Origin of the sequence: Microbacterium sp. ZW T6_19, from assembly GCF_044987465.1 — a bacterium.
GTDB classification, from domain to species: Bacteria; Actinomycetota; Actinomycetes; order Actinomycetales; family Microbacteriaceae; genus Microbacterium; species Microbacterium natoriense_A.
The window spans coordinates 45,193-63,306 of sequence record NZ_JBJDRH010000016.1; the positions used below are offsets into that span (position 1 = coordinate 45,193).

The window sequence follows — 18,114 nt, forward strand, 5'->3', positions numbered from 1 at the left end:
GCGCCTGAGCACGAAGGGGTTCGGTCAGCCGAGCGCGATCAGTAGTGGTGGCGCTCGCCCTCGTGGTGGTCGTGCTCGCCCTGGTTGTGCTCACCGTGTTCCTGGTGCTCGCCGTGTTCCTGGTGCTCACCGTGTTCGTGGTGCTCGCCGTGTCCATGGTCTTCGCTGTGCGGGGACTCGTCCTCGGTGTCGGCGTGCTCCTCACCGCCTGCAGCGGCGTCGGCCTCGACGTGTGCGGTCTCGTCGTGCTCTGGCCCGTCGTGCTCTGCCTGCTCTGCGTAGCCGTTGCTGTCGGGTGCGCTGTCCCCGTGCTCGTCTGAAGCAGAGGCCTCGTCCGAGCCCTCGCCGAACGGGTAGGGCTGAGGCTCATCGTCGTAGTAGGCGCGCGCTGCGGCGGCGAGCATCGAGCTCACCGCAGCGGAACGCGGGTCGGCCTCCTCGGCCTCGCCCGCCTCCTCGGAGGCGTCGTCGCCGCGCGCTTCGGCGGAGTCTGCTCGATCGGCCGCGCTGTCGTGGGTCGGGACCTCCTCGGAAGACTCCTCGCCGAGGCCCGCGAAGATCTCCGTGCCGACATGATCGTCTCCCGGCTCGCCGGAAGCGTCGACGGCGGAGGATTCAGCGGAAGCCGCGGGGCCGGACCCGAAGAGGATCTCGTCGAACGACGGGCCCGATTCGGGCGACGCGCTCTCCTCGGCCGTCGCAGCGTCGGCATCGACCGGCACGTCCGCGGACTCGGTCTGCGCAGCGCTGCCGGCGGCGCGGTCTTCGCCGCTCTCGGCGTTCGTCTCCTCGGAGTCGCCAGGAGCGTCGGCGTCGGCCTCTGCGCGCGGCTCCTTCTCGTCCCAGCCGGCGTCGGCATCCGTCACGGTCGCGACCGCTGCGGCATCCGCCTCGGCGTCGGTCACAGTGACCTCGGCGTCGGCATCCGCGGTGCCGTCGACTGCGATGACATCCGCCTCCGCGCCTGCGACGTCGGCAGCAGCAACGGCTCCGGCATCGACAGCATCCGTACTCGTACCTGCGGCGTCGATGTCCGACTCCTCGGCATCCGTCGTGTCGTCGACGACCACGTCGTCGGCTGCCGCCGCGATCGCGGGGCGCGGCTCGAACTTGCCGCCGCGGACGAGGTCGATGAACACGTCCTCGAGCGTCGGGCCGCGCTGCACGAGCGTGCTCAATGCGATGCCAGCGGTCGCGGCCAGCGCACCGACCGTCTTGGCGTCTCCGCCGCGCACAGTGAGACCCGAGCGCAGCACCTCGACCTCGAAGCCGGCCTCGGCCAGAGCCGCGGTGAGCGCGGCCCGGTCGGCGGCGTCCACGACGACCGATCCGGATGCCGGGTCGGCGAGGCTCTCGATGCCGCTGGAGAGCACGAGCCGGCCCTTCGAGAGCACGAGCACATGATCGGCGACCTGTTCGACTTCGCTGAGCACGTGCGACGACACGAGGACCGTGCGTCCTTCGTCGGCCAGGCGGCGCATGAGCAGGCGCATCCAGCGGATGCCCTCGGGGTCGAGTCCGTTCGCGGGCTCGTCGAACACGAGCGTGCCGGCGTCGCCGAGCAGGGCGTGCGCGACGCTGAGCCGCTGGCGCATGCCGAGCGAGAAGCTTCCGATGCGACCCTCGCGCTCGCCGTCGAGACCTACCAGCGCGAGCACCTCGTCGACGCGCGCCAGCGGGATGCCGTTGGCCTTCGCGGCGATCGTGAGCTGTCGCGCAGCGCTGCGCCGAGGGCGGTACACGGTCTCCTCGAGCACAGATCCGATGGTCTTGAGGGGCGTGCGGAGGTCGGCGAAGGCCACCCCGCCGATCGTGGCCGTGCCGCTGCTCGGCCGCACCTGGCCGAGCAGGATGCGCAGCGTCGTGGTCTTTCCTGCTCCGTTCGGGCCGAGGAAGGCCGTGACGACGCCTGGCTCGACGCGCGCCGAGAAATCGGACACCGCCGTCACGTCGTTGAATCGCTTCGTGACGCGCGTGAACTCGAGCACGTGTCCTTCGGGCATGCGCGGCCCCTTTCTTGCTTGGGCAGTTCCATCTATCCTGCCGGAAAAGCTGCACGATCGTGCATTTCCGCTGTGGAATGCCGACAGATCAGACGGAGTAGCCTGGCTCTCGTGACCGAACCCACCGCTGCCCCGCGCGTCATCGTCCGCACCGAAGGAGCCCTGGGGAGACTCACGCTGAACCGCCCGGAGGCCATCAACGCCCTCGACCACGGCATGATCGTGCAGATCACCGCAGCGCTCGAGGCCTGGCTCGACGACACCGACGTGCAGATCGTGATGATCGACGGGGCAGGCGAGCGCGGCATGTGCGCGGGCGGCGACGTGCGCGAGCTGCACGCGCAGATCGTGTCAGGGCGCTCGGCGGAGACCATCGAGTTCTTCCGGGCCGAGTACGCGATGAATGCGATGATCGCCGAGTATCCGAAGCCGATCGTGGCGATCGCCGACGGCATCACGATGGGAGGCGGCATCGGCCTCGCCGGCCACGCCGCCATCCGCATCGTCACGGAGCGCTCGAAGCTGGCGATGCCGGAGACCCGCATCGGCTTCACCCCCGACGTCGGCGGAACCTGGCTGCTCGGCCGCGCGCCCGGCCGCTTCGGCGAGTACTTCGGTCTCACCGGCGGCGCCATGAACGGTGCGGATGCCGTCTACCTCGGGTTCGCGGACCATTTCGTCCCGTCCGACCGGCTCGAGGCGCTGCGTGAGGCGCTTGCCTACCGTGCCGACCCGACCGGCCCCGCCGAGATCGTGCTGCTGTTCGACGAGACCCCCGAGCCCACCGAGCTGCCCGACGCGAGGGAGTGGATCGACGAGGCGTTCTCCGAGAACACGGTCGCCGAGATCGTCGCCCGGTTGCAGGCGCAGGGGACGACGGATGCCGCGGCCATCGCCGATCTGCTCGAAGGCCTCGCGCCCACCGGACTCGCCGTGACGCTCGACGCGGTGCGCGAGGCGCGCGTACTGCCGGACCTGCGCTCAGCCCTGGAGGGCGAATACCGCCGTGTCATGTGGTTCGTGACACAGCACCCCGACCTCGTCGAGGGCATCCGTGCGCAGCTCGTCGACAAGGATCGCAACCCGAAGTGGGAGCCGGCGACCATCGCCGAGCTCGGTCCTGACGCGGGTGCGGATGCCAGGGCGTACGTGCCGGTGCGGCCGCTCTTCTGAACCGGCCGCAGCTCAAGTCGCGTTCGTCTGCCAGATTGCGCGAAGCACGCCCGTGACGTCGTCGACGTCTGCGCCGTTCTCCTCTGCGCTCTCGATCAGAGCACGGATATGCCGCAGGACGGGGATCGGGAGGATCGCGGCGGATGTGGACACCCGCGTTCCTGCGGCAGTCCGAGTGATCACGAGCCCGTCGTTCTCGAGCATCTTGTAGGCCTTTGCCGCGGTGCCCGGAGCGACGCCGAGGTCTGTGGCGGTCTGGCGCACGGGTGGCAGGCGTTCTCCTGCTCCCAGATGCCCCGCGAGGATCAACCCGCGCAGTTGTCGGTAGATGTCGAGTGCGGGTGATGATTCGTCGGCCGAGGGCACGATCGGTTGAGTTGTCATGCCGCTGCCGTCGCCAAGTCATTCGCAGCGCGGTCGGTGAGCGAAGGAGCCTTGCGCAGCCGCCGCATCGCCAAGAACAGGATCGCGAATGCGGTGATCTCGAGGGATGGCGCGATCCACCCGAGCGCAGCGGCCACCTCAGCGCCCCGCCACACGACTTCATAGGTCTCGGTGCGACCGTCGCCTTGGACGCTGAGCCGAGTCGAGGAACCAGCCGAGGAGATGAACTGCCACGCATCGCCGAGCGACAGCAATATGGCCGCGGTCGTGAGCTGCACGGCTCCAGCCGCGATCTGTCGGCGGGCGAGCCGTTCGTGGGCGACGCTCTCCGGTCGTAGGAATGGTCGAACGGCACTCGCGTGCAGCGCCATGATCGTGAACGCGGAGAGCATCGCGAGTGCGATGAGAACGGGCAGGCCGTACGCCCACCCGAAGAACCAACTGCGGATGGGGTCGATTCCCGGTTCGTTCGGAATCGGGATCTCCAGGTAGACGTAGCGACCCTGGCGGTCAGCGGAAGAGAGCAGGCCCGCGATGACTGTCGTGGCGACGAGGAGGAGAAATGCGATCGACCAGCCGATCGTCGTCGCCCTCGGGACGAAGGTAGACCAGGTGCGGGGAGCGGTTCCGACTACGGGACGTTCGGGTTGCCCGCTGCCGGTGGTGGAGATGAACGCCAGAAGAGCGACCAGACCTAGCCCCGTGATGAACAGCGGCGTCGCGAAGCGCCACCACGACACGACGTCATTGAGATTCAAGGCGTAGGAGCGAACGAAGTGCTCAGCGATGACGATGATCACGACAGCCAGCGCTGTCCCCCCGATTGCGTGGGCTTCCGGCGCATATCGTGCGCGTACTCGATGCTCAAACGGTGAGTCTGAGCGCGCGGAGCGTCTGGGATGGAGGACCGTGATTCCGAGGGCGATGGACGCGCCGAGGATGAGGGTGAACCACGGCTGTGCGATTGCCCAGCCGAGGAGTTCTACGGGCGTGAAGCTGCTGTACGTCATGGTGCCTCCGATCAGATCTTGTGTCATATGAATAGCACAACTTGTATCGGCATCTCAATACAAGTTGATCTGAAGCGGTTGATCCGCTCTTGACCTCAGTGCAGAAACCGCTGGCCAGGACGAAAAGGTTCGCTGTCAGCGAAGGTCATCCCTGTGGGGGATGCGAATGTCCGCGGCTCGTGGCACGCTATGTTGCGGCCGATTGTCGACCGGCATCCGCCTGCCGAGAAATCCGCCCCTCTGATCCCACAAGGAAGTCCGCCTGTGCTCGGGAAAATCCTCGTCCGCTATCTCTCCAAGTACCGATGGCTGCTCATCGGCGTCCTGGTGTTCCAGTTCGCAAGCGCCCTCGCCTCGCTCTACCTGCCGACCCTGAACAAGGATCTCATCGACAAGGGCGTCGCCCAGGGCGACACCGACTACATCTGGCGAACCGGGCTGTTCATGCTGTTCGTCTCGCTCGGACAGATCGTCGCATCGATCATCGCGACCTACTTCGCCGCTCGTGCCGCGATGGGCGCCGGTCGCGACATCCGCGCCGACGTCTTCGCCAAGGTGAGCGGATTCTCCGAGCGCGAGGTCTCGCAGTTCGGCGCCGGCTCGCTGATCACCCGCAACACCAACGACGTGCAGCAGGTGCAGATGCTCGCGATGATGGGCGCGACGATGTTCGTCACCGCACCGCTGCTCGCGATCGGCGGCATCATCATGGCCGTCATCACCAACGCGAGTCTGAGCTGGCTCATCGCCGTCTCGGTGCCGGTCATGCTCATCGTGGCGCTGCTCATCATCAGCCGCATGGTGCCGCTGTTCCGGAGCATGCAGAAGAAGATCGACAACGTCAACCGCATCATGCGCGAGCAGCTGACGGGCGTCCGCGTCGTCCGCGCGTTCGTGCGCGAGGACATCGAGGAGGAGCGCTTCCGCGGCGCGAACACCGACATCATGGTGGTCGGCCGCAAGATCGGCTCGCTCTTCGTGCTGCTCTTCCCGATGTTCATGCTGATCCTCAACGTCACGGTCGTCGCCGTGATCTGGTTCGGAGGCATCGAGGTCAACGCCGGCACGGTCGAGGTCGGCACGCTGTTCGCCTTCATGCAGTACATCGGCCAGATCATGATGGGCGTCATCATGTCCAGCTTCATGGCCATGATGATTCCGCGCGCCGCCGTATCCGCCGAGCGCGTAGGCGAGGTGCTCGACGCGCAGTCCACGATGACCCGCCCCGACAACGGCGTCACGGCATTCCCGACTCCGGGTGCTGTCGCCTTCGACGGCGTCGAGTTCACCTACCCGGGCGCAGAGTCGCCCGTGCTGTCGGGCATCAGCTTCGCAGCGCAGCCGGGAGAGACCGTCGCGATCGTCGGCTCCACCGGTGCGGGCAAGACCACGCTCGTCTCACTGATCCCTCGGCTGTTCGACGTGACCGGCGGCGGCGTGTTCGTCGGCGGCACCGATGTCCGCGAGGCCGACGTCGAGTCGCTCTGGGACAGCATCGGCCTGGTGCCGCAGCGCCCGTTCCTGTTCACGGGGACCGTGGCCTCGAACCTCCGTTACGGCCGCGAGGACGCAACCGACGAGGAGCTCTGGCACGCGCTCGAGATCGCTCAGGGACGCGACTTCGTCGAAGAGATGCCCGACGGGCTCGACTCGCGCATCGCTCAGGGCGGCACGAACGTCTCGGGCGGACAGCGTCAGCGGCTCGCGATCGCCCGTGCGATCGTGCACCAGCCGCAGATCCTCGTCTTCGACGACTCGTTCTCGGCGCTCGATCTGACGACCGATGCCCGCCTGAGGCAGGCTCTGTGGCGCGAGCTTCCGCACGTCACGAAGATCGTGGTCGCGCAGCGCGTGTCGACGGTCACGGATGCCGATCGCATCGTCGTCCTTGAAGGAGGAACCATGGTCGGCGTGGGCACCCACGAGGAACTGCTCGAGACCAGCGAGACCTACCGTGAGATCGTCGAGTCGCAGCTGGGGGTGGACGCATGAGCGACAACACCGCATCGAAGCGCCCGCAGCGCGGTCGCGGCAAGACGGCAGCACCCGTCGCCGAGCCCGAGATGACCGCCGAAGAGAAGTACGAGGCCGAGCTCGCCGAGCAGGCCCGCCAGAACTCCGGTGACTGGGACAGCGTCGCACCAGGCAAGGCCGACAACTTCGGCAAGAGCTTCGGACGCATGATCGGACTCCTCAAGCCCTCCGCCGTCTGGTTCGTGTTCGTCTCGTTCCTCGGCGCCGTCGGCGTCGTGCTGTCGGTGGCGGCTCCCAAGGTGCTCAGCGAGGCGACCAACCTCGTGTACGCCGGCTTCATCTCGAACGAGCTCGCCAAGCCCAACGGCGACTTCCCCGGGTTCCCCGAAGGAACCACGAAGAGCGAGGTCATCGAGCAGCTGCGGCAGTTCGGCCAGACCGACTTCGCCAACCAGATCGCGGCCATGAACGACTTCACGGTCGGTGCGGGCATCGATTTCGACGCGATGCGCTGGATCATCGCCGCCGTGCTCGCGATCTACGTGGTCTCGGCGCTGCTCAGCTGGATCCAGGGCTACGTCATCAACGTGATCATGGTGCGCACCATGTGGCGCCTGCGCGAAGACGTCGAGGCGAAGATCAACCGTCTGCCGCTGTCGTACTTCGACAAGGTGCAGCGCGGTGAGCTGATCTCCCGCGTCACGAACGACATCGACAACATCACGCAGACGATGCAGCAGTCCCTCTCGGGGGCGCTCACGTCGGTGCTCACCGTCGTCGGCGTGCTGGTCATGATGTTCTCGATCTCGTGGCAGCTCGCGCTGGTCGCCCTGATCGCCCTCCCTCTCATGGGAGTGATCTTCGGGATCATCGGTCCGCGCTCGCAGAAGGCCTTCGGCGCCCAGTGGCGCAAGGTCGGTCGTCTCAACGCGCGCGTCGAAGAGGCGTTCTCCGGCCACGCGCTGGTCAAGGTCTTCGGCCGCGAGCAGGACGCACTCGACAAGTTCCAGGTCGAGAACGAGGAGCTGTTCCAGTCGGCGTTCAAGGCGCAGTTCCTCTCGGGCATCATCATGCCCGCGATGACCTTCGTCGGAAGTCTCAGCTACGCCGCTCTGGCAGTGCTGGGCGGTCTCATGGTCGCCAGCGGTCAGCTGCGACTCGGCGACGTGCAGGCGTTCATCCAGTACTCGCAGCAGTTCTCGCAGCCGCTGGCCGAACTCGGCGGCATGGCTGCGGTCGTGCAGTCGGGCACCGCATCGGCCGAGCGCGTCTTCCAGCTGCTCGACGAGGACGAGCAGGACCCGGATGCCGAAGACGCCCCCACAGTCGTCGACGGCAAGGGAGTCATCGAGTTCGAGCACGTCGCGTTCTCCTATTCGGAGGACCGCCCGCTCATCACCGATCTCTCCTTCCAGGTCGAGCCTGGTCAGACTGTGGCGATCGTCGGCCCGACCGGCGCCGGCAAGACCACGCTGGTCAACTTGATCATGCGGTTCTACGAGCTCAGCGGCGGGCGCATCCTGCTCGACGGGCAGGACATCTCCGAGATGACGCGCGACGACCTGCGTTCGCGCACCGGCATGGTGCTGCAGGACCCGTGGCTGTTCGCCGGGAGCATCCGCGAGAACATCCGCTACGGACGCTCGACCGCGACCGACGACGAGGTGCTCGCCGCCGCCAAGGCGACGTACGTGGACCGCTTCGTGCACGCCCTCCCCGAGGGCTACGACACCGTGCTCGACGAGGACGCCTCGAACGTCTCGGCCGGTGAGCGGCAGCTGATCACGATCGCCCGTGCGTTCGTCGCCAAGCCGTCGATCCTCATCCTCGATGAGGCCACGTCGGCCGTCGACACCCGCACCGAGCTGCTGCTGCAGCACGCCATGGCGGCGCTGCGCGAAGGACGCACCTCCTTCGTGATCGCTCACCGCCTGTCGACGATCCGCGATGCCGACCTCATCCTCGTGATGGAGCACGGCGACATCGTCGAGAAGGGCACGCACGACGAGCTCATCACGGCGCAGGGCGCGTACTGGCGCCTGTACCAGTCGCAGTTCGAGCAGGCGGCCGCCGACATCGACGCCGAAGAGGCTCTCACGGGCACGACGCCGGTCGTCGTCACGGGAGACGCCGAGGCTGAAGCGGATGCCGCGCGCGTCGGCGCTGTGGTCGGAGCTGAGAGCCCGGCCGCCGAGATCGCCGCGGCGGAAGCCGTGGTCGAGAACCGGGGTGAGGCTCCCAAGGCCTGACTCGTGTACGCAGATGCCCCGCCCCGGAATCCGGGACGGGGCATCTGCGTACGGCGGGGACCGCAGGCGGGTGGCTCTGCGCGGGCGGCTATTTGTCGGTCAGACCGAACAGCTCCAGCGGATGCGTGAGCCGCCACCACGGGCTCGGATCCTGCACGGTTCCCGCGAGCTCCAGTTCCGTCGTCGCCGTGTTCACCGGGCCGGTCGTCGTGAGCGTGCCGACCTCTGCGCCGGCCTTGCGCTTCTCGTCGAGGTCGAACTCCACGGTCGTCGTCGCGATTCCGCCGTTCCACAGCACCACGTCGGCATCCGCGTCCGTCACGATGTCGACCTCGGCACCCCAGAGGGTCTCCACGGAGCCGACGACAGTGCCCTCGGGCACCGTCGGCGCCTGAGTCTGCAGCTCGTTCTCGACCTGCGAGAACAGCGAGCGCGTCGACGCGAGGCGCATGTCGTCGTCCTCCTGCGTGAGCACCGACGCATACAGTCGCAGGGTCGTATCGCCCACTGTGACATCCTTCGCCGTTAGCAGATTCCAGCTCTCATGGAGGGTGCCGGTCTTGACCCCGACGACCCCGGAATCGGCCATCATCCCGTTCGTGTTGCGCACGGTTCCGGCTCCGGGCAGGTCGACCGACGTCGTGCCGACGATCTCGGCGAACACCGGATTCTGCATGGCCTTCTGCGCCACCGCGATCAGGGCTTCGGGCGTCGCCACGTTGCGCTCGTCGAACCCCGACGGAGATTTGATCGTGATGCCGCTGATTCCGCGCTCGCTCAGCCAGGTCGCCGCCGCGTCGGCGAACGCGGCATCCGATCCCCAGATCTCCTTCGCGAGCCGGTCGATGTAGTTGTTGGCCGAGCCGAGCAGTACGCCCTGCAGCATCTGGTACTCGGTGAGCGAGCCGCCGACGGGCACGTCGAGAGCCGACTGGTCGCTGCGCTTGTATGCGAGGTACGACTGGCTGTCGGCCCTGGTGAACGAGAACGAGGGACCCTGCTCTCCGGGAGCCAACGGCATCCGATCGAGCACCATCATGGCCGAGACCACTTTGGAGATGCTCGCGATCGCCGCAGGATCGGTCGAAGACGCCAGTGTGCCGACACCTGCGATCCCGACGGCGGCGCTTCCCTGCGCGGGCCACGTGATCGCGGCGGCCTGAGCCGGTGTCGTCGAGAATTCCACGGCCTGCACCGTGGGGGCGATCTCGTGCAGCGGCCACAGCAGCGTCGTGCCCGTGTAGGCGCCGACGAGCGCGAGCAGAACGCCGACGGGCACGAGCACCCCTGGCCGGACGACGGCCGACCGGAGATGTGCGCCGGTGAAGAGCGAGGCCGCATCGTCACCGTCGGCAGCGGGTGAGGCGTCGGCCACCTGGGCAGGATCGATCCAGGTCAGGGCGGTGGCGTGGTCGTCGCCCTCGGCCCAGCGAGCGTCGGGAGCGACGGAAGCCGAGACCAGTGCATCGAGGTCGTCGAAGGCTTCTGCCGCAGCATCCGTCGTCACGTCATCGCCCACAGGTGCAGTGGCCTCGGCGGAGTCAGGAGCGGTCACCTGCCTACGGTACCGAACTCCGCTCACAGAACACCGGTACGACGGGTAATATCGACAGAACAACCACGGGAGTCCGGCGAGCCGGGCTGAGAGGGAGCGAATCGCGCTTCGACCGTCGAACCTGATCCGGATAATGCCGGCGCAGGGAGGAGTTCAGATGAGTACTTCCACGTCCGCTTCCACGACCGGCACGGCGTCCGGTCTTCGCAACGCCCAGCTGTGGCGCTGGCGCGTCGTCGACATCGTCGTGGCCAGCGTCATCGCCGTCGCCTGCGCCCTGATCTTCGTGCTGTGGAACGTCGGCTACCAGGGCCCCAGTACGCTGCTCGAACCGCTGCTCCCCGGTGTCCAGGCGCTCGTCAACGGGCCCTGGCTGATCGCCGGAGTGCTCGGCGGGCTGATCATCCGCAAGCCGGGGGCCGCGCTGTACACCGAACTGGTCGCCGCGGTCATCTCCGCGCTCGTCGGCAACGTGTGGGGTCCGCTCACGATCGTCTCGGGCCTCGTGCAGGGTCTGGGCGCCGAACTCATCTTCCTGCTGTTCCTCTACGGGGTGTGGAAGCTGCCCGTCGCGATCCTCGCCGGCGCCGCCGCCGGCGTCGCCTGCGGCATCAACGACGTGATCCTCTGGTACGCCGGAGCCGACACCGCGTTCACCGTCATCTACATCGCCTCGAGCACCGTCTCGGGTGCCGTCATCGCCGGCATCGGCGCGTGGCTGATCGCCCGCGGCCTCGCCGCGACCGGTGCGCTGAGCCGTTTCGCCGCCGGTCGCGAGGTCGCCGCACGGGTGTGACCGGCGCGGCGAACCCCGCCGCTCTCGAGGCGCGCGGCTGGGGCTGGCGGTACGCCACGCGGCTGCGCTGGGCGGTGCGAGAGATCGACCTCGCCATATCGCCGGGGGAGCGCGTGCTGCTGCTCGGCGCCTCCGGCTCGGGCAAGTCGACCCTGCTGCAGGGATTCGGCGGCGTGCTGGGCGGAGCCGACGAGGGGGAGACGCACGGCTCGCTTCTCGTCGACGGCCTGCCTGCCGCGCAGGCTCGCGGCAGAGTCGGGATGGTCCTGCAGGACCCCGACACGCAGACCATGCTCGCCCGTGTCGGGGATGACGTGGCCTTCGGCTGCGAGAACCTGGGCGTGCCCCGCCCCGAGATCTGGCACCGGGTGCGGTCGGCGCTGGATGCCGTTCGGCTCGCCGTTCCCCTCGACAGATCCACGGCCGCGCTGTCGGGAGGACAGAAGCAGCGCCTCGCGCTCGCCGGTGTGCTGGCGATGAGGCCGGGCGCGATCCTGCTCGACGAGCCGACCGCCAACCTCGACCCCGTAGGTGTTCAGGACGTGCGGAACGCCGTCGCGGCCGCGCTCGATGTCACCGGCGCCACGCTCGTGGTGATCGAGCACCGCATCGACGTCTGGCTGCCGCTCGTCGAGCGGGTGATCGTGCTGGGGGCCGAGCGGGAAGGCACGGTCGTGCTCGCGGACGGTCCGCCCGACGAGGTGCTGGGCGCGCGCGGAGCGGAACTGGCGGCGTCCGGTGTCTGGGTTCCCGAGCATCCGCCCGCCGTGCCGCCGCCGCCCGCCCTCGCCCCCGGTGAACGGCTGATCGAAGCCCGTGGCCTCACCGTGGCGCGCAGCCGAGGAGTGGCCGTGGCGGGACCCCTTGACCTCGACGTGCATGCGGGCGAGGTCATCGGGATCACCGGTCCGAACGGCGCGGGAAAATCGACGCTCGGCCTGACGGTCGCGGGGCTCATCCCCGCCGAGAGCGGTCGGGTCACGGCCACAGCGGCGCTGTCTTCGGGTGAAGGAGCTGACCCGTTCCGGTGGTCGTCGACGTCGCTGCTCACCCGCATCGCGACGGTGCTGCAGACGCCGGAGCACCAGCTTCTCGCGAAGACGGTGCGTGAGGAGCTCGCCGTCGGTCCTCGAGCGCTGCGCCTCGACGAGGCCGAGATCGCGCGCCGCACCGACGAACTCCTCGACAGGCTGCGGCTCTCGGCGCTCGCCGAGGCCAACCCGTACACGCTCTCAGGAGGCGAGAAGCGTCGGCTCACGGTCGCTGCGGCCCTGGCGACGCGGCCGCAGATGATCGTGCTCGACGAGCCGACGTTCGGGCAGGATGCGACGACCTGGGCCGAACTCGTCGCGATCATCGCGGCGCTCCGCGACGACGGAGCCGCGATCGTCGCGATCAGTCACGACGAGGCAGTGCTGCAGGCCCTGCACGCCCGTCGGTTCGAGGTGAGCCCGTGATCGATCCCCTCACTGCGCGCATCGAGCGCCGCGGCCCGATCGCGCCGCGATCGGCGCTCGCCAAGCTCGCCGCCGCTCTGCTGATCGCCGTGCCGCTGATCGTGTCGATCGACGTGGTGTCGGCATCCGTCGCGCTCGTCCTCGAGATCCCGCTGCTGCTGCTCGCGGGGCTCGGCGCCCGCGAGTTCTGGACCCGCACCGCGGTGCTGTGGATCGCGGCTCCGCTGAGCGCCGTCACGATCGCCCTGTACGGCTCGACGAGCGGCGCCGTGCACTTCGAATGGCTGCTGATCAGGGTCAGCGACGGGTCGCTCTCGCTTGCGGCGGCGACCGCCGTCCGCGTCCTCGCGATCGGGCTGCCGTCGGTCGTGCTCTTCGTCACAGTCGACCCCACCGATCTGGCCGACGATCTGGCGCAGCGACTGCGGCTGCCGGCTCGCTTCGTGATCGGCGCGCTCGCCGGAATGCGGATGCTGGGCCTGCTCGCCGAGGACTGGAGGGCTCTCGCGCTCGCCCGTCGGGCCCGCGGGGTCGCGGATCAGGGTCGGATCCGCCGCACCCTCGGCATGGCGTTCGCGCTTTTCGTGCTGGCGATCAGACGCGGATCGTCGCTTGCCACGGCCATGGAGGCACGTGGCTTCGGCGGCTCGGGCGCGCGCTCGTGGGCGCGCGAATCGGTGTGGACCTGGCGCGACACCGTGCTTGTCCTCATCGCAGGCGTGATTCCTGCGATCGCGATCTGGGCGGCCGTCGTGACCGGCGCGTGGAACTTCGTGCTCGGAGGGAGCGCCTGAGTCAGGTCTCGTTCCAGAGCCGCCGGTAGTAGTCGAGGCGCTCGCGATCGGGGGCGATGCCGTAGGCGTCGATCAGCGTGTCCTGCCATCCGTCGCCCAGATTCCATTCCGTGCTCATCGAGGCGACGGCGATGTCGGCCCAGCGGTCGGCGACGCCGAGGGCGGCCAGATCGACATGGCCTGCGACGACGCCGTCGTCGGTGAGCAGCGTGTTCGGCAGGCACGCGTCGCCGTGGCACACCACGAGGCGGTCGACCGGGGGCGCATCCCGCAGATCGACGGGCACGATCGTGCCGCGTTCGGCAGCTCCCGCGGTGCGCGAACCGACGCTCCACTCCCACGGGCACTCGTCGACGGGCAGGGCATCATGCAGCATCCGCAATCCCTCGCCCACCGCGCGGACCGCGCGCTCGGGGTCGTCGTGCCAGCGCGGATCCGCGGCGCTGCGTCCCCGGAGCGCGATCGTGACCAGCCACTCCTGATCGGCATCCTGGCCCTGGTCGAGCACCTCGGGAACCGCGATCCATCGCGACGCCCAGCGCATGCGCTCGGCCTCGTCGCGCATGTTCGCCTCGAGATCGTGCGGACCCCACTTGATGTAGCGGCCATCGTCGGTGCGGAACGTCAGGCCGCCGATGTTGTTGAGCCAGACCGGCGTCAGCGCGGCGCCTCGGGCGAGGTCGCGGACGCGTTCGGGCACGGCGATGTCCGGAGCGGGGAAGGTCACGCCTCCTGCAGCTTCCGCAGGGCCCCTTCCAGCACGACGGCGTGGTTGTGCACAGGATCGTGCGCCGCATAGACCAAGGTGACGACCGGATGCTGTCGCAGCAGGCCGGCCAGCTCCTGAAGCGCGTCGGCCGACTCTCCAGCGAGCTGCGCGCGGTAGCGGTCGGCGAAGACGCCCCACTCGCTGGCGGGAGCCGCGTGCCACTCGTGTCGCAGTTCCGCGGACGGGGCGGTCTCCTTCGCCCACAGGTCGATCGCGGCGCGCTCCTTGGAGACGCCGCGAGGCCAGAGCCGGTCGACGAGAACACGGAACCCGTCGTCCGCCGCGACGGTGTCGTAGGCTCGCTTGCGACGCAGTTCCATGGGTCCAGCAAACACCGGATCCCGATCGGCCGCCACTCCGATCGCGGTGACACTCGGAACCACGTATGCTGAAACCTGGTTTCAACTGGGACGCCGCACAACGATGTTCGAAGGAGAACTCACGATGCAGATCACTGGTCTGGGCGCGCTCATCACGGGCGGCGCCTCGGGGCTCGGGCTCGCAACGGGCAGGCGGATCGCCGCCGCCGGCGGCCACGTCACGATCATCGACCTGCCCTCGTCGAAGGGCGCCGAGCTCGCCGAGGAGCTCGGCGGGCAGTTCGTCGCCGCAGACGTGACCAGCGTCGACGAAGTGCGTGCTGCGGTCGCCGCTGCACAGGCCGCGGCCCCGCTGCGTGTGGTCGTCAACTGCGCGGGCATCGCCCCGCCGGCCAAGGTGCTCGATCGCGAGGGCAACCCCGCCGTGCTCGCCGACTTCGAGCGGATCGTCCGCATCAACCTCGTCGGCACGTTCAACGTGCTGTCGCAGGCCTCCGCCGTGATCGCGAAGAACGACCCCACCGAATCCGGCGAACGGGGGGTGATCATCAACACCGCCAGCGTGGCGGCGTTCGACGGACAGATCGGGCAGCCCGCCTACTCTGCGTCGAAGGGCGGCGTGCACGCCATGACTCTTCCCGTGGCACGTGAACTCGCGCGCCACGGCATCCGGGTCTGCACGATCGCGCCCGGAATCATGGAGACGCCGATGCTGATGGGCCTGCCGCAGGCCGCGCAGGACTCGCTCGGCCAGCAGGTGCCGTTCCCCTCCCGCCTCGGTCGCCCCGACGAATACGCCGCACTCGCGCAGCAGATCATCGAGAACTCGTACTTGAACGGCGAGACCATCCGCCTCGACGGTGCGATCCGCATGGCACCGAAGTAAGACGACCCCTCCCGTCGCGAGAACGCCCGCTTTCCAGCCGGCTTTCCGGGATCTTCTGCGACGGGAACGAGCACAGACCAGGAGAAACCATGAGCACACTGGCAGGCAAGACCATCCTGATGTCCGGCGGCAGCCGCGGCATCGGCCTCGCGATCGCCCTTCGGGCCGCGCGCGACGGCGCGAACATCGCGATGCTCGCGAAGACCGACACTCCGCATCCGAAGCTCGAGGGCACGATCCACACCGCGGCCGAGCAGATCCGCGCGGCCGGCGGTCAGGCGCTGCCGATCGTGGGTGACGTGCGTGACGACGACGACATCACCGAAGCGGTGCTGAAGGCGCACGGCGAGTTCGGCGGCATCGACATCGTCATCAACAACGCCAGTGTGATCGACCTGTCGCGCTCGCTCGATCTGAACCCGAAGAAGTACGACCTGATGCAGGACGTCAACGTCCGCGGCACGTTCATGCTGTCGCGCGCGGCGGTGCCGATCCTCAAGGACGCGGCGAACCCGCACATCCTGTCGCTCTCCCCGCCCCTGAACCCGACTCCGAAGTGGCTCGGCGCACACACCGGGTACACGCTCGCCAAGTTCGGGATGACGATGGTCACGCTCGGCCTCGCCGCGGAGTTCGCCCGCGACGGGATCGCCGCGAACACCCTGTGGCCCCGCACGACGATCGCGACGGCCGCCGTGCAGAATCTGCTCGGCGGAGACAAGGTGATGGCTGCGAGCCGCACACCGGAGATCTATGCGGATGCCGCGTACGCCGTGCTCACCAAGCCCGCCGCCGAGTACACCGGCCAGACGCTCATCGTCGAAGACGTCCTCGAGGCCGACGGCGTGACCGACTTCTCGAGGTACGCCGCGATCCCCGGCACCCCGGACGACCGGCTCTTCCCGGACATCTTCCTGGACTGACGTCCCGCACGACGCCGCATCGGGGCCGACACGCCTCAGGAGCGATCGGATGTCGTCATCCGATCGGGTCCCGGGGGATGTCGGCCCCGAACTGTCTGCGATCCGATCGCGACACGCGTCGACACCGTCCGCCGTGGGCGCGCTGTTCCCTTACCGTTGTCGATATGGATGGGCCGGTGCTGAGCGGGGGCGTGATCGTCCTCGTCGCTGTGCTCCTGTGGATGCTGTACCTGCTGCCGTCGTGGCGCGGGCGCTTCCAGTACGACGCCGCCGAACGCAACGCCGTCCGTCTGAATCAGGCTCTGCGCGTGCTCGCCGAAACGAGTGAGACGCCAGGGGAGGTCCGCCTCGAGCTGACCGCACGGACAGCGCTCGCGCAGCAGAAGCTCGCCAAGCGGCTGCAGTCGGAGAAGGAGGCCGCCGAGCTCGTGCTTCTGCGCGAACAACTGGCAGCCACGAAGGCTGATCCTGTCGTGCGTCAGGCGCGTGCCCGTCGCCGGGTTCGCCTCACCGCCACGATCGCCTTGTTCCTCGGTCTCGTCGTCGCCGGTCTCGGCGCCTGGCAGCTCATCGCCACGCAGGCCTCGCTGCTGCTGTGGCTCGGCGGCGCGACCGTCGTAGTCGCGTCCTTCCTTCTGCAGCGGATGTCTTCGGTCGCTGCGAGGGCGGCGCGCGCCGCTCGTCGGAATGCTCGGAAAACCGAGCCCGCCGTGCATCGGGAAGCTCCGCCGCTCCACGACCAGGGGGCGGCGACCTGGACGCCTCGTGCCCTTCCCGAACCCCTCGTGTCGATGAGCGGGTCGCGCGCGCAGGCGGCGATGGCGCAGCACGATGCTCAGGCCGAACGTCGCAAGGCTGCTCGACTGGCCGAACTGCGAGAGCGCGCCGAGCAGATGGCGCCGCCCGCTCCGGTACAGCTGCCGCCCGCCGCCTCGTCGCCGTACGCGAAGATGGGTTTCGTCGATGACGCCGAGATCGAGGCGCACGTCCGCGAGCTGCTCGCCCGTCGCTCAGCCGGATGACACGAGCGCCGAGATCTGCGTGATAACGTAGACGAGTTCAAGGGCCTATGGCGCAGTTGGTAGCGCGCCTCGTTCGCATCGAGGAGGTCAGGGGTTCGAATCCCCTTAGGTCCACAGATACGAGAAAACCCCCCCGCGCGAAGCCCGGGGGGTTTTCTCGTATCTGTCAGGCTGAGTGATTCGGGGAGCCCGCCGCAGCGGAGCGAGGACGGCGGAGTCCCCTTAGGTCCACAGAACGAAGAAGCCCCGTCCGAGCTCAGCTAGGACGGGGCTTCTTCTGTCCCTGCGGTTCTGTCCCTGCGGGCACCGTTCGTTCTGGTCCGGCGGTGCCGCCAGTTCAGCACCCCGATTGCGACACGCCCGGCGGACCGGCCTGATTTGCCCGATCCCCGGAATCCACGTAACTTATTACTTGTTCGCCCCACAGGGAAGCGGAGAGGCCGAGAGCCTTACCCCCCCTCAAGCGGAGAACCACCTCCACCAGATCAGCTCCTCGGAGCGGATCGCAGACATACTTCTGTCTGACGTGGAGCTTCCGGATCCGGTTCGAGTCGATTTGACTTCGATCGCGAAACGGATAAGCTAGTCAAGTTGCCTCGGCGCGGTAAGCGCCTGGCTACATGATCAGCTTCGAAGCCTACGGCGTGTCGATTTGACAGGCCGGATCGCTTCGGTAAGATTGAGAAGTTGCCCTTCGGGCCTGACTGTGATGGTTGGGTCGGGGGAGCGTCCGATCCTTGAGAACTCAACAGCGTGCACTTGTCAAATGCCAAATAACCTCGACTCCACTTCGGTGGGG

15 protein-coding genes, 1 tRNA gene and 1 riboswitch are annotated in these 18,114 nt (G+C 68.2%); of the genes, 10 read left to right on the forward strand and 6 right to left on the reverse strand.

Annotated elements, in window-relative coordinates:
• Nucleotides 1-38: 38 nt before the first annotated feature.
• Complete coding sequence (locus tag ACI3KT_RS17820; RefSeq protein WP_404905780.1) at nt 39-2,003, reverse strand: ATP-binding cassette domain-containing protein; 1,965 nt, start codon at nt 2,001-2,003, stop codon at nt 39-41.
• Nucleotides 2,004-2,114: 111 nt separating this feature from the next.
• Between ACI3KT_RS17820 and ACI3KT_RS17825 the strand changes: the two genes are divergently transcribed.
• Nucleotides 2,115-3,176, forward strand: a complete 1,062-nt coding sequence (locus ACI3KT_RS17825; protein ID WP_404905781.1) for an enoyl-CoA hydratase/isomerase family protein — start codon at nt 2,115-2,117, stop codon at nt 3,174-3,176.
• A 12-nt stretch (nt 3,177-3,188) separates the two neighbouring features.
• On the opposite strand, the gene ACI3KT_RS17830 is transcribed toward ACI3KT_RS17825, so the two are convergent.
• A complete protein-coding gene (locus ACI3KT_RS17830; RefSeq protein WP_404905782.1) occupies nt 3,189-3,560 on the reverse strand; it encodes a GntR family transcriptional regulator in 372 nt (123 codons plus the stop codon).
• Nucleotides 3,557-4,360 carry a hypothetical protein gene (locus tag ACI3KT_RS17835; protein ID WP_404905783.1) on the reverse strand — a complete coding sequence of 268 codons (804 nt, stop codon included), beginning with the start codon at nt 4,358-4,360 and terminating at the stop codon, nt 3,557-3,559. Before ACI3KT_RS17835 ends, ACI3KT_RS17830 begins: the two co-directional genes overlap by 4 nt.
• A 474-nt stretch (nt 4,361-4,834) precedes the next feature.
• On the opposite strand from ACI3KT_RS17835, the gene ACI3KT_RS17840 reads away from it, so the two are divergent.
• Nucleotides 4,835-6,562, forward strand: a complete 1,728-nt coding sequence (locus tag ACI3KT_RS17840; protein ID WP_292905176.1) for an ABC transporter ATP-binding protein — start codon at nt 4,835-4,837, stop codon at nt 6,560-6,562.
• A gap of 71 nt (nt 6,563-6,633) precedes the next feature.
• Nucleotides 6,634-8,793 carry an ABC transporter ATP-binding protein gene (locus ACI3KT_RS17845; RefSeq protein WP_373426308.1) on the forward strand — a complete coding sequence of 720 codons (2,160 nt, stop codon included), beginning with the start codon at nt 6,634-6,636 and terminating at the stop codon, nt 8,791-8,793.
• 88 nt (nt 8,794-8,881) lie between these two features.
• Here ACI3KT_RS17845 and ACI3KT_RS17850 read toward each other — a convergent pair whose 3' ends face one another.
• Nucleotides 8,882-10,348 carry a D-alanyl-D-alanine carboxypeptidase gene (locus ACI3KT_RS17850; RefSeq protein WP_307292228.1) on the reverse strand — a complete coding sequence of 489 codons (1,467 nt, stop codon included), beginning with the start codon at nt 10,346-10,348 and terminating at the stop codon, nt 8,882-8,884.
• A 55-nt stretch (nt 10,349-10,403) separates the two neighbouring features.
• A riboswitch (TPP riboswitch) is annotated at nt 10,404-10,515 on the forward strand.
• On the opposite strand from ACI3KT_RS17850, the gene ACI3KT_RS17855 reads away from it, so the two are divergent.
• The 3 genes from ACI3KT_RS17855 to ACI3KT_RS17865 all read left to right on the forward strand — a co-directional run bounded on the left by ACI3KT_RS17855 (nt 10,506) and on the right by ACI3KT_RS17865 (nt 13,395).
• A complete protein-coding gene (locus tag ACI3KT_RS17855) occupies nt 10,506-11,144 on the forward strand; it encodes an ECF transporter S component (RefSeq protein ID WP_292905182.1) in 639 nt (212 codons plus the stop codon). It overlaps the preceding riboswitch by 10 nt.
• A complete protein-coding gene (locus ACI3KT_RS17860) occupies nt 11,141-12,601 on the forward strand; it encodes an ABC transporter ATP-binding protein (RefSeq protein WP_404905784.1) in 1,461 nt (486 codons plus the stop codon). Before ACI3KT_RS17855 ends, ACI3KT_RS17860 begins: the two co-directional genes overlap by 4 nt.
• Complete coding sequence (locus tag ACI3KT_RS17865; RefSeq protein ID WP_404905785.1) at nt 12,598-13,395, forward strand: energy-coupling factor transporter transmembrane component T family protein; 798 nt, start codon at nt 12,598-12,600, stop codon at nt 13,393-13,395. Before ACI3KT_RS17860 ends, ACI3KT_RS17865 begins: the two co-directional genes overlap by 4 nt.
• Before the next feature lies 1 nt (nt 13,396).
• Here ACI3KT_RS17865 and ACI3KT_RS17870 read toward each other — a convergent pair whose 3' ends face one another.
• Together ACI3KT_RS17870 and ACI3KT_RS17875 are read right to left on the reverse strand one after the other, a co-directional pair.
• A complete protein-coding gene (locus tag ACI3KT_RS17870; protein WP_404905786.1) occupies nt 13,397-14,122 on the reverse strand; it encodes a phosphotransferase in 726 nt (241 codons plus the stop codon).
• Nucleotides 14,119-14,484, reverse strand: a complete 366-nt coding sequence (locus ACI3KT_RS17875; protein ID WP_404905787.1) for a DUF488 domain-containing protein — start codon at nt 14,482-14,484, stop codon at nt 14,119-14,121. Before ACI3KT_RS17875 ends, ACI3KT_RS17870 begins: the two co-directional genes overlap by 4 nt.
• A gap of 124 nt (nt 14,485-14,608) precedes the next feature.
• On the opposite strand from ACI3KT_RS17875, the gene ACI3KT_RS17880 reads away from it, so the two are divergent.
• The 4 genes from ACI3KT_RS17880 to ACI3KT_RS17895 all read left to right on the forward strand — a co-directional run bounded on the left by ACI3KT_RS17880 (nt 14,609) and on the right by ACI3KT_RS17895 (nt 17,429).
• Nucleotides 14,609-15,370 carry an SDR family NAD(P)-dependent oxidoreductase gene (locus tag ACI3KT_RS17880; RefSeq protein ID WP_404905788.1) on the forward strand — a complete coding sequence of 254 codons (762 nt, stop codon included), beginning with the start codon at nt 14,609-14,611 and terminating at the stop codon, nt 15,368-15,370.
• A gap of 89 nt (nt 15,371-15,459) precedes the next feature.
• Complete coding sequence (locus tag ACI3KT_RS17885) at nt 15,460-16,293, forward strand: SDR family oxidoreductase (protein ID WP_404905789.1); 834 nt, start codon at nt 15,460-15,462, stop codon at nt 16,291-16,293.
• 164 nt (nt 16,294-16,457) lie between these two features.
• Complete coding sequence (locus ACI3KT_RS17890; protein ID WP_404905790.1) at nt 16,458-17,315, forward strand: hypothetical protein; 858 nt, start codon at nt 16,458-16,460, stop codon at nt 17,313-17,315.
• 41 nt (nt 17,316-17,356) lie between these two features.
• Nucleotides 17,357-17,429: transfer RNA gene (locus ACI3KT_RS17895), tRNA-Ala, on the forward strand.
• The last annotated feature ends 685 nt before the right edge of the window (nt 17,430-18,114 follow it).

What these genes read in the sequence shown, in the direction of transcription:
- ACI3KT_RS17820 (WP_404905780.1), bottom strand. Translation starts at nt 2,003, where the DNA reads ATGCCCGAAGGACACGTGCTCGAGTTCACGCGCGTCACGAAGCGATTC.
- ACI3KT_RS17830 (WP_404905782.1), bottom strand. Translation starts at nt 3,560, where the DNA reads ATGACAACTCAACCGATCGTGCCCTCGGCCGACGAATCATCACCCGCA.
- ACI3KT_RS17845 (WP_373426308.1), top strand. Translation starts at nt 6,634, where the DNA reads ATGACCGCCGAAGAGAAGTACGAGGCCGAGCTCGCCGAGCAGGCCCGC.
- ACI3KT_RS17855 (WP_292905182.1), top strand. Translation starts at nt 10,506, where the DNA reads ATGAGTACTTCCACGTCCGCTTCCACGACCGGCACGGCGTCCGGTCTT.
- ACI3KT_RS17875 (WP_404905787.1), bottom strand. Translation starts at nt 14,484, where the DNA reads ATGGAACTGCGTCGCAAGCGAGCCTACGACACCGTCGCGGCGGACGAC.
- ACI3KT_RS17880 (WP_404905788.1), top strand. Translation starts at nt 14,609, where the DNA reads ATGCAGATCACTGGTCTGGGCGCGCTCATCACGGGCGGCGCCTCGGGG.
- ACI3KT_RS17885 (WP_404905789.1), top strand. Translation starts at nt 15,460, where the DNA reads ATGAGCACACTGGCAGGCAAGACCATCCTGATGTCCGGCGGCAGCCGC.
- ACI3KT_RS17890 (WP_404905790.1), top strand. Translation starts at nt 16,458, where the DNA reads ATGGATGGGCCGGTGCTGAGCGGGGGCGTGATCGTCCTCGTCGCTGTG.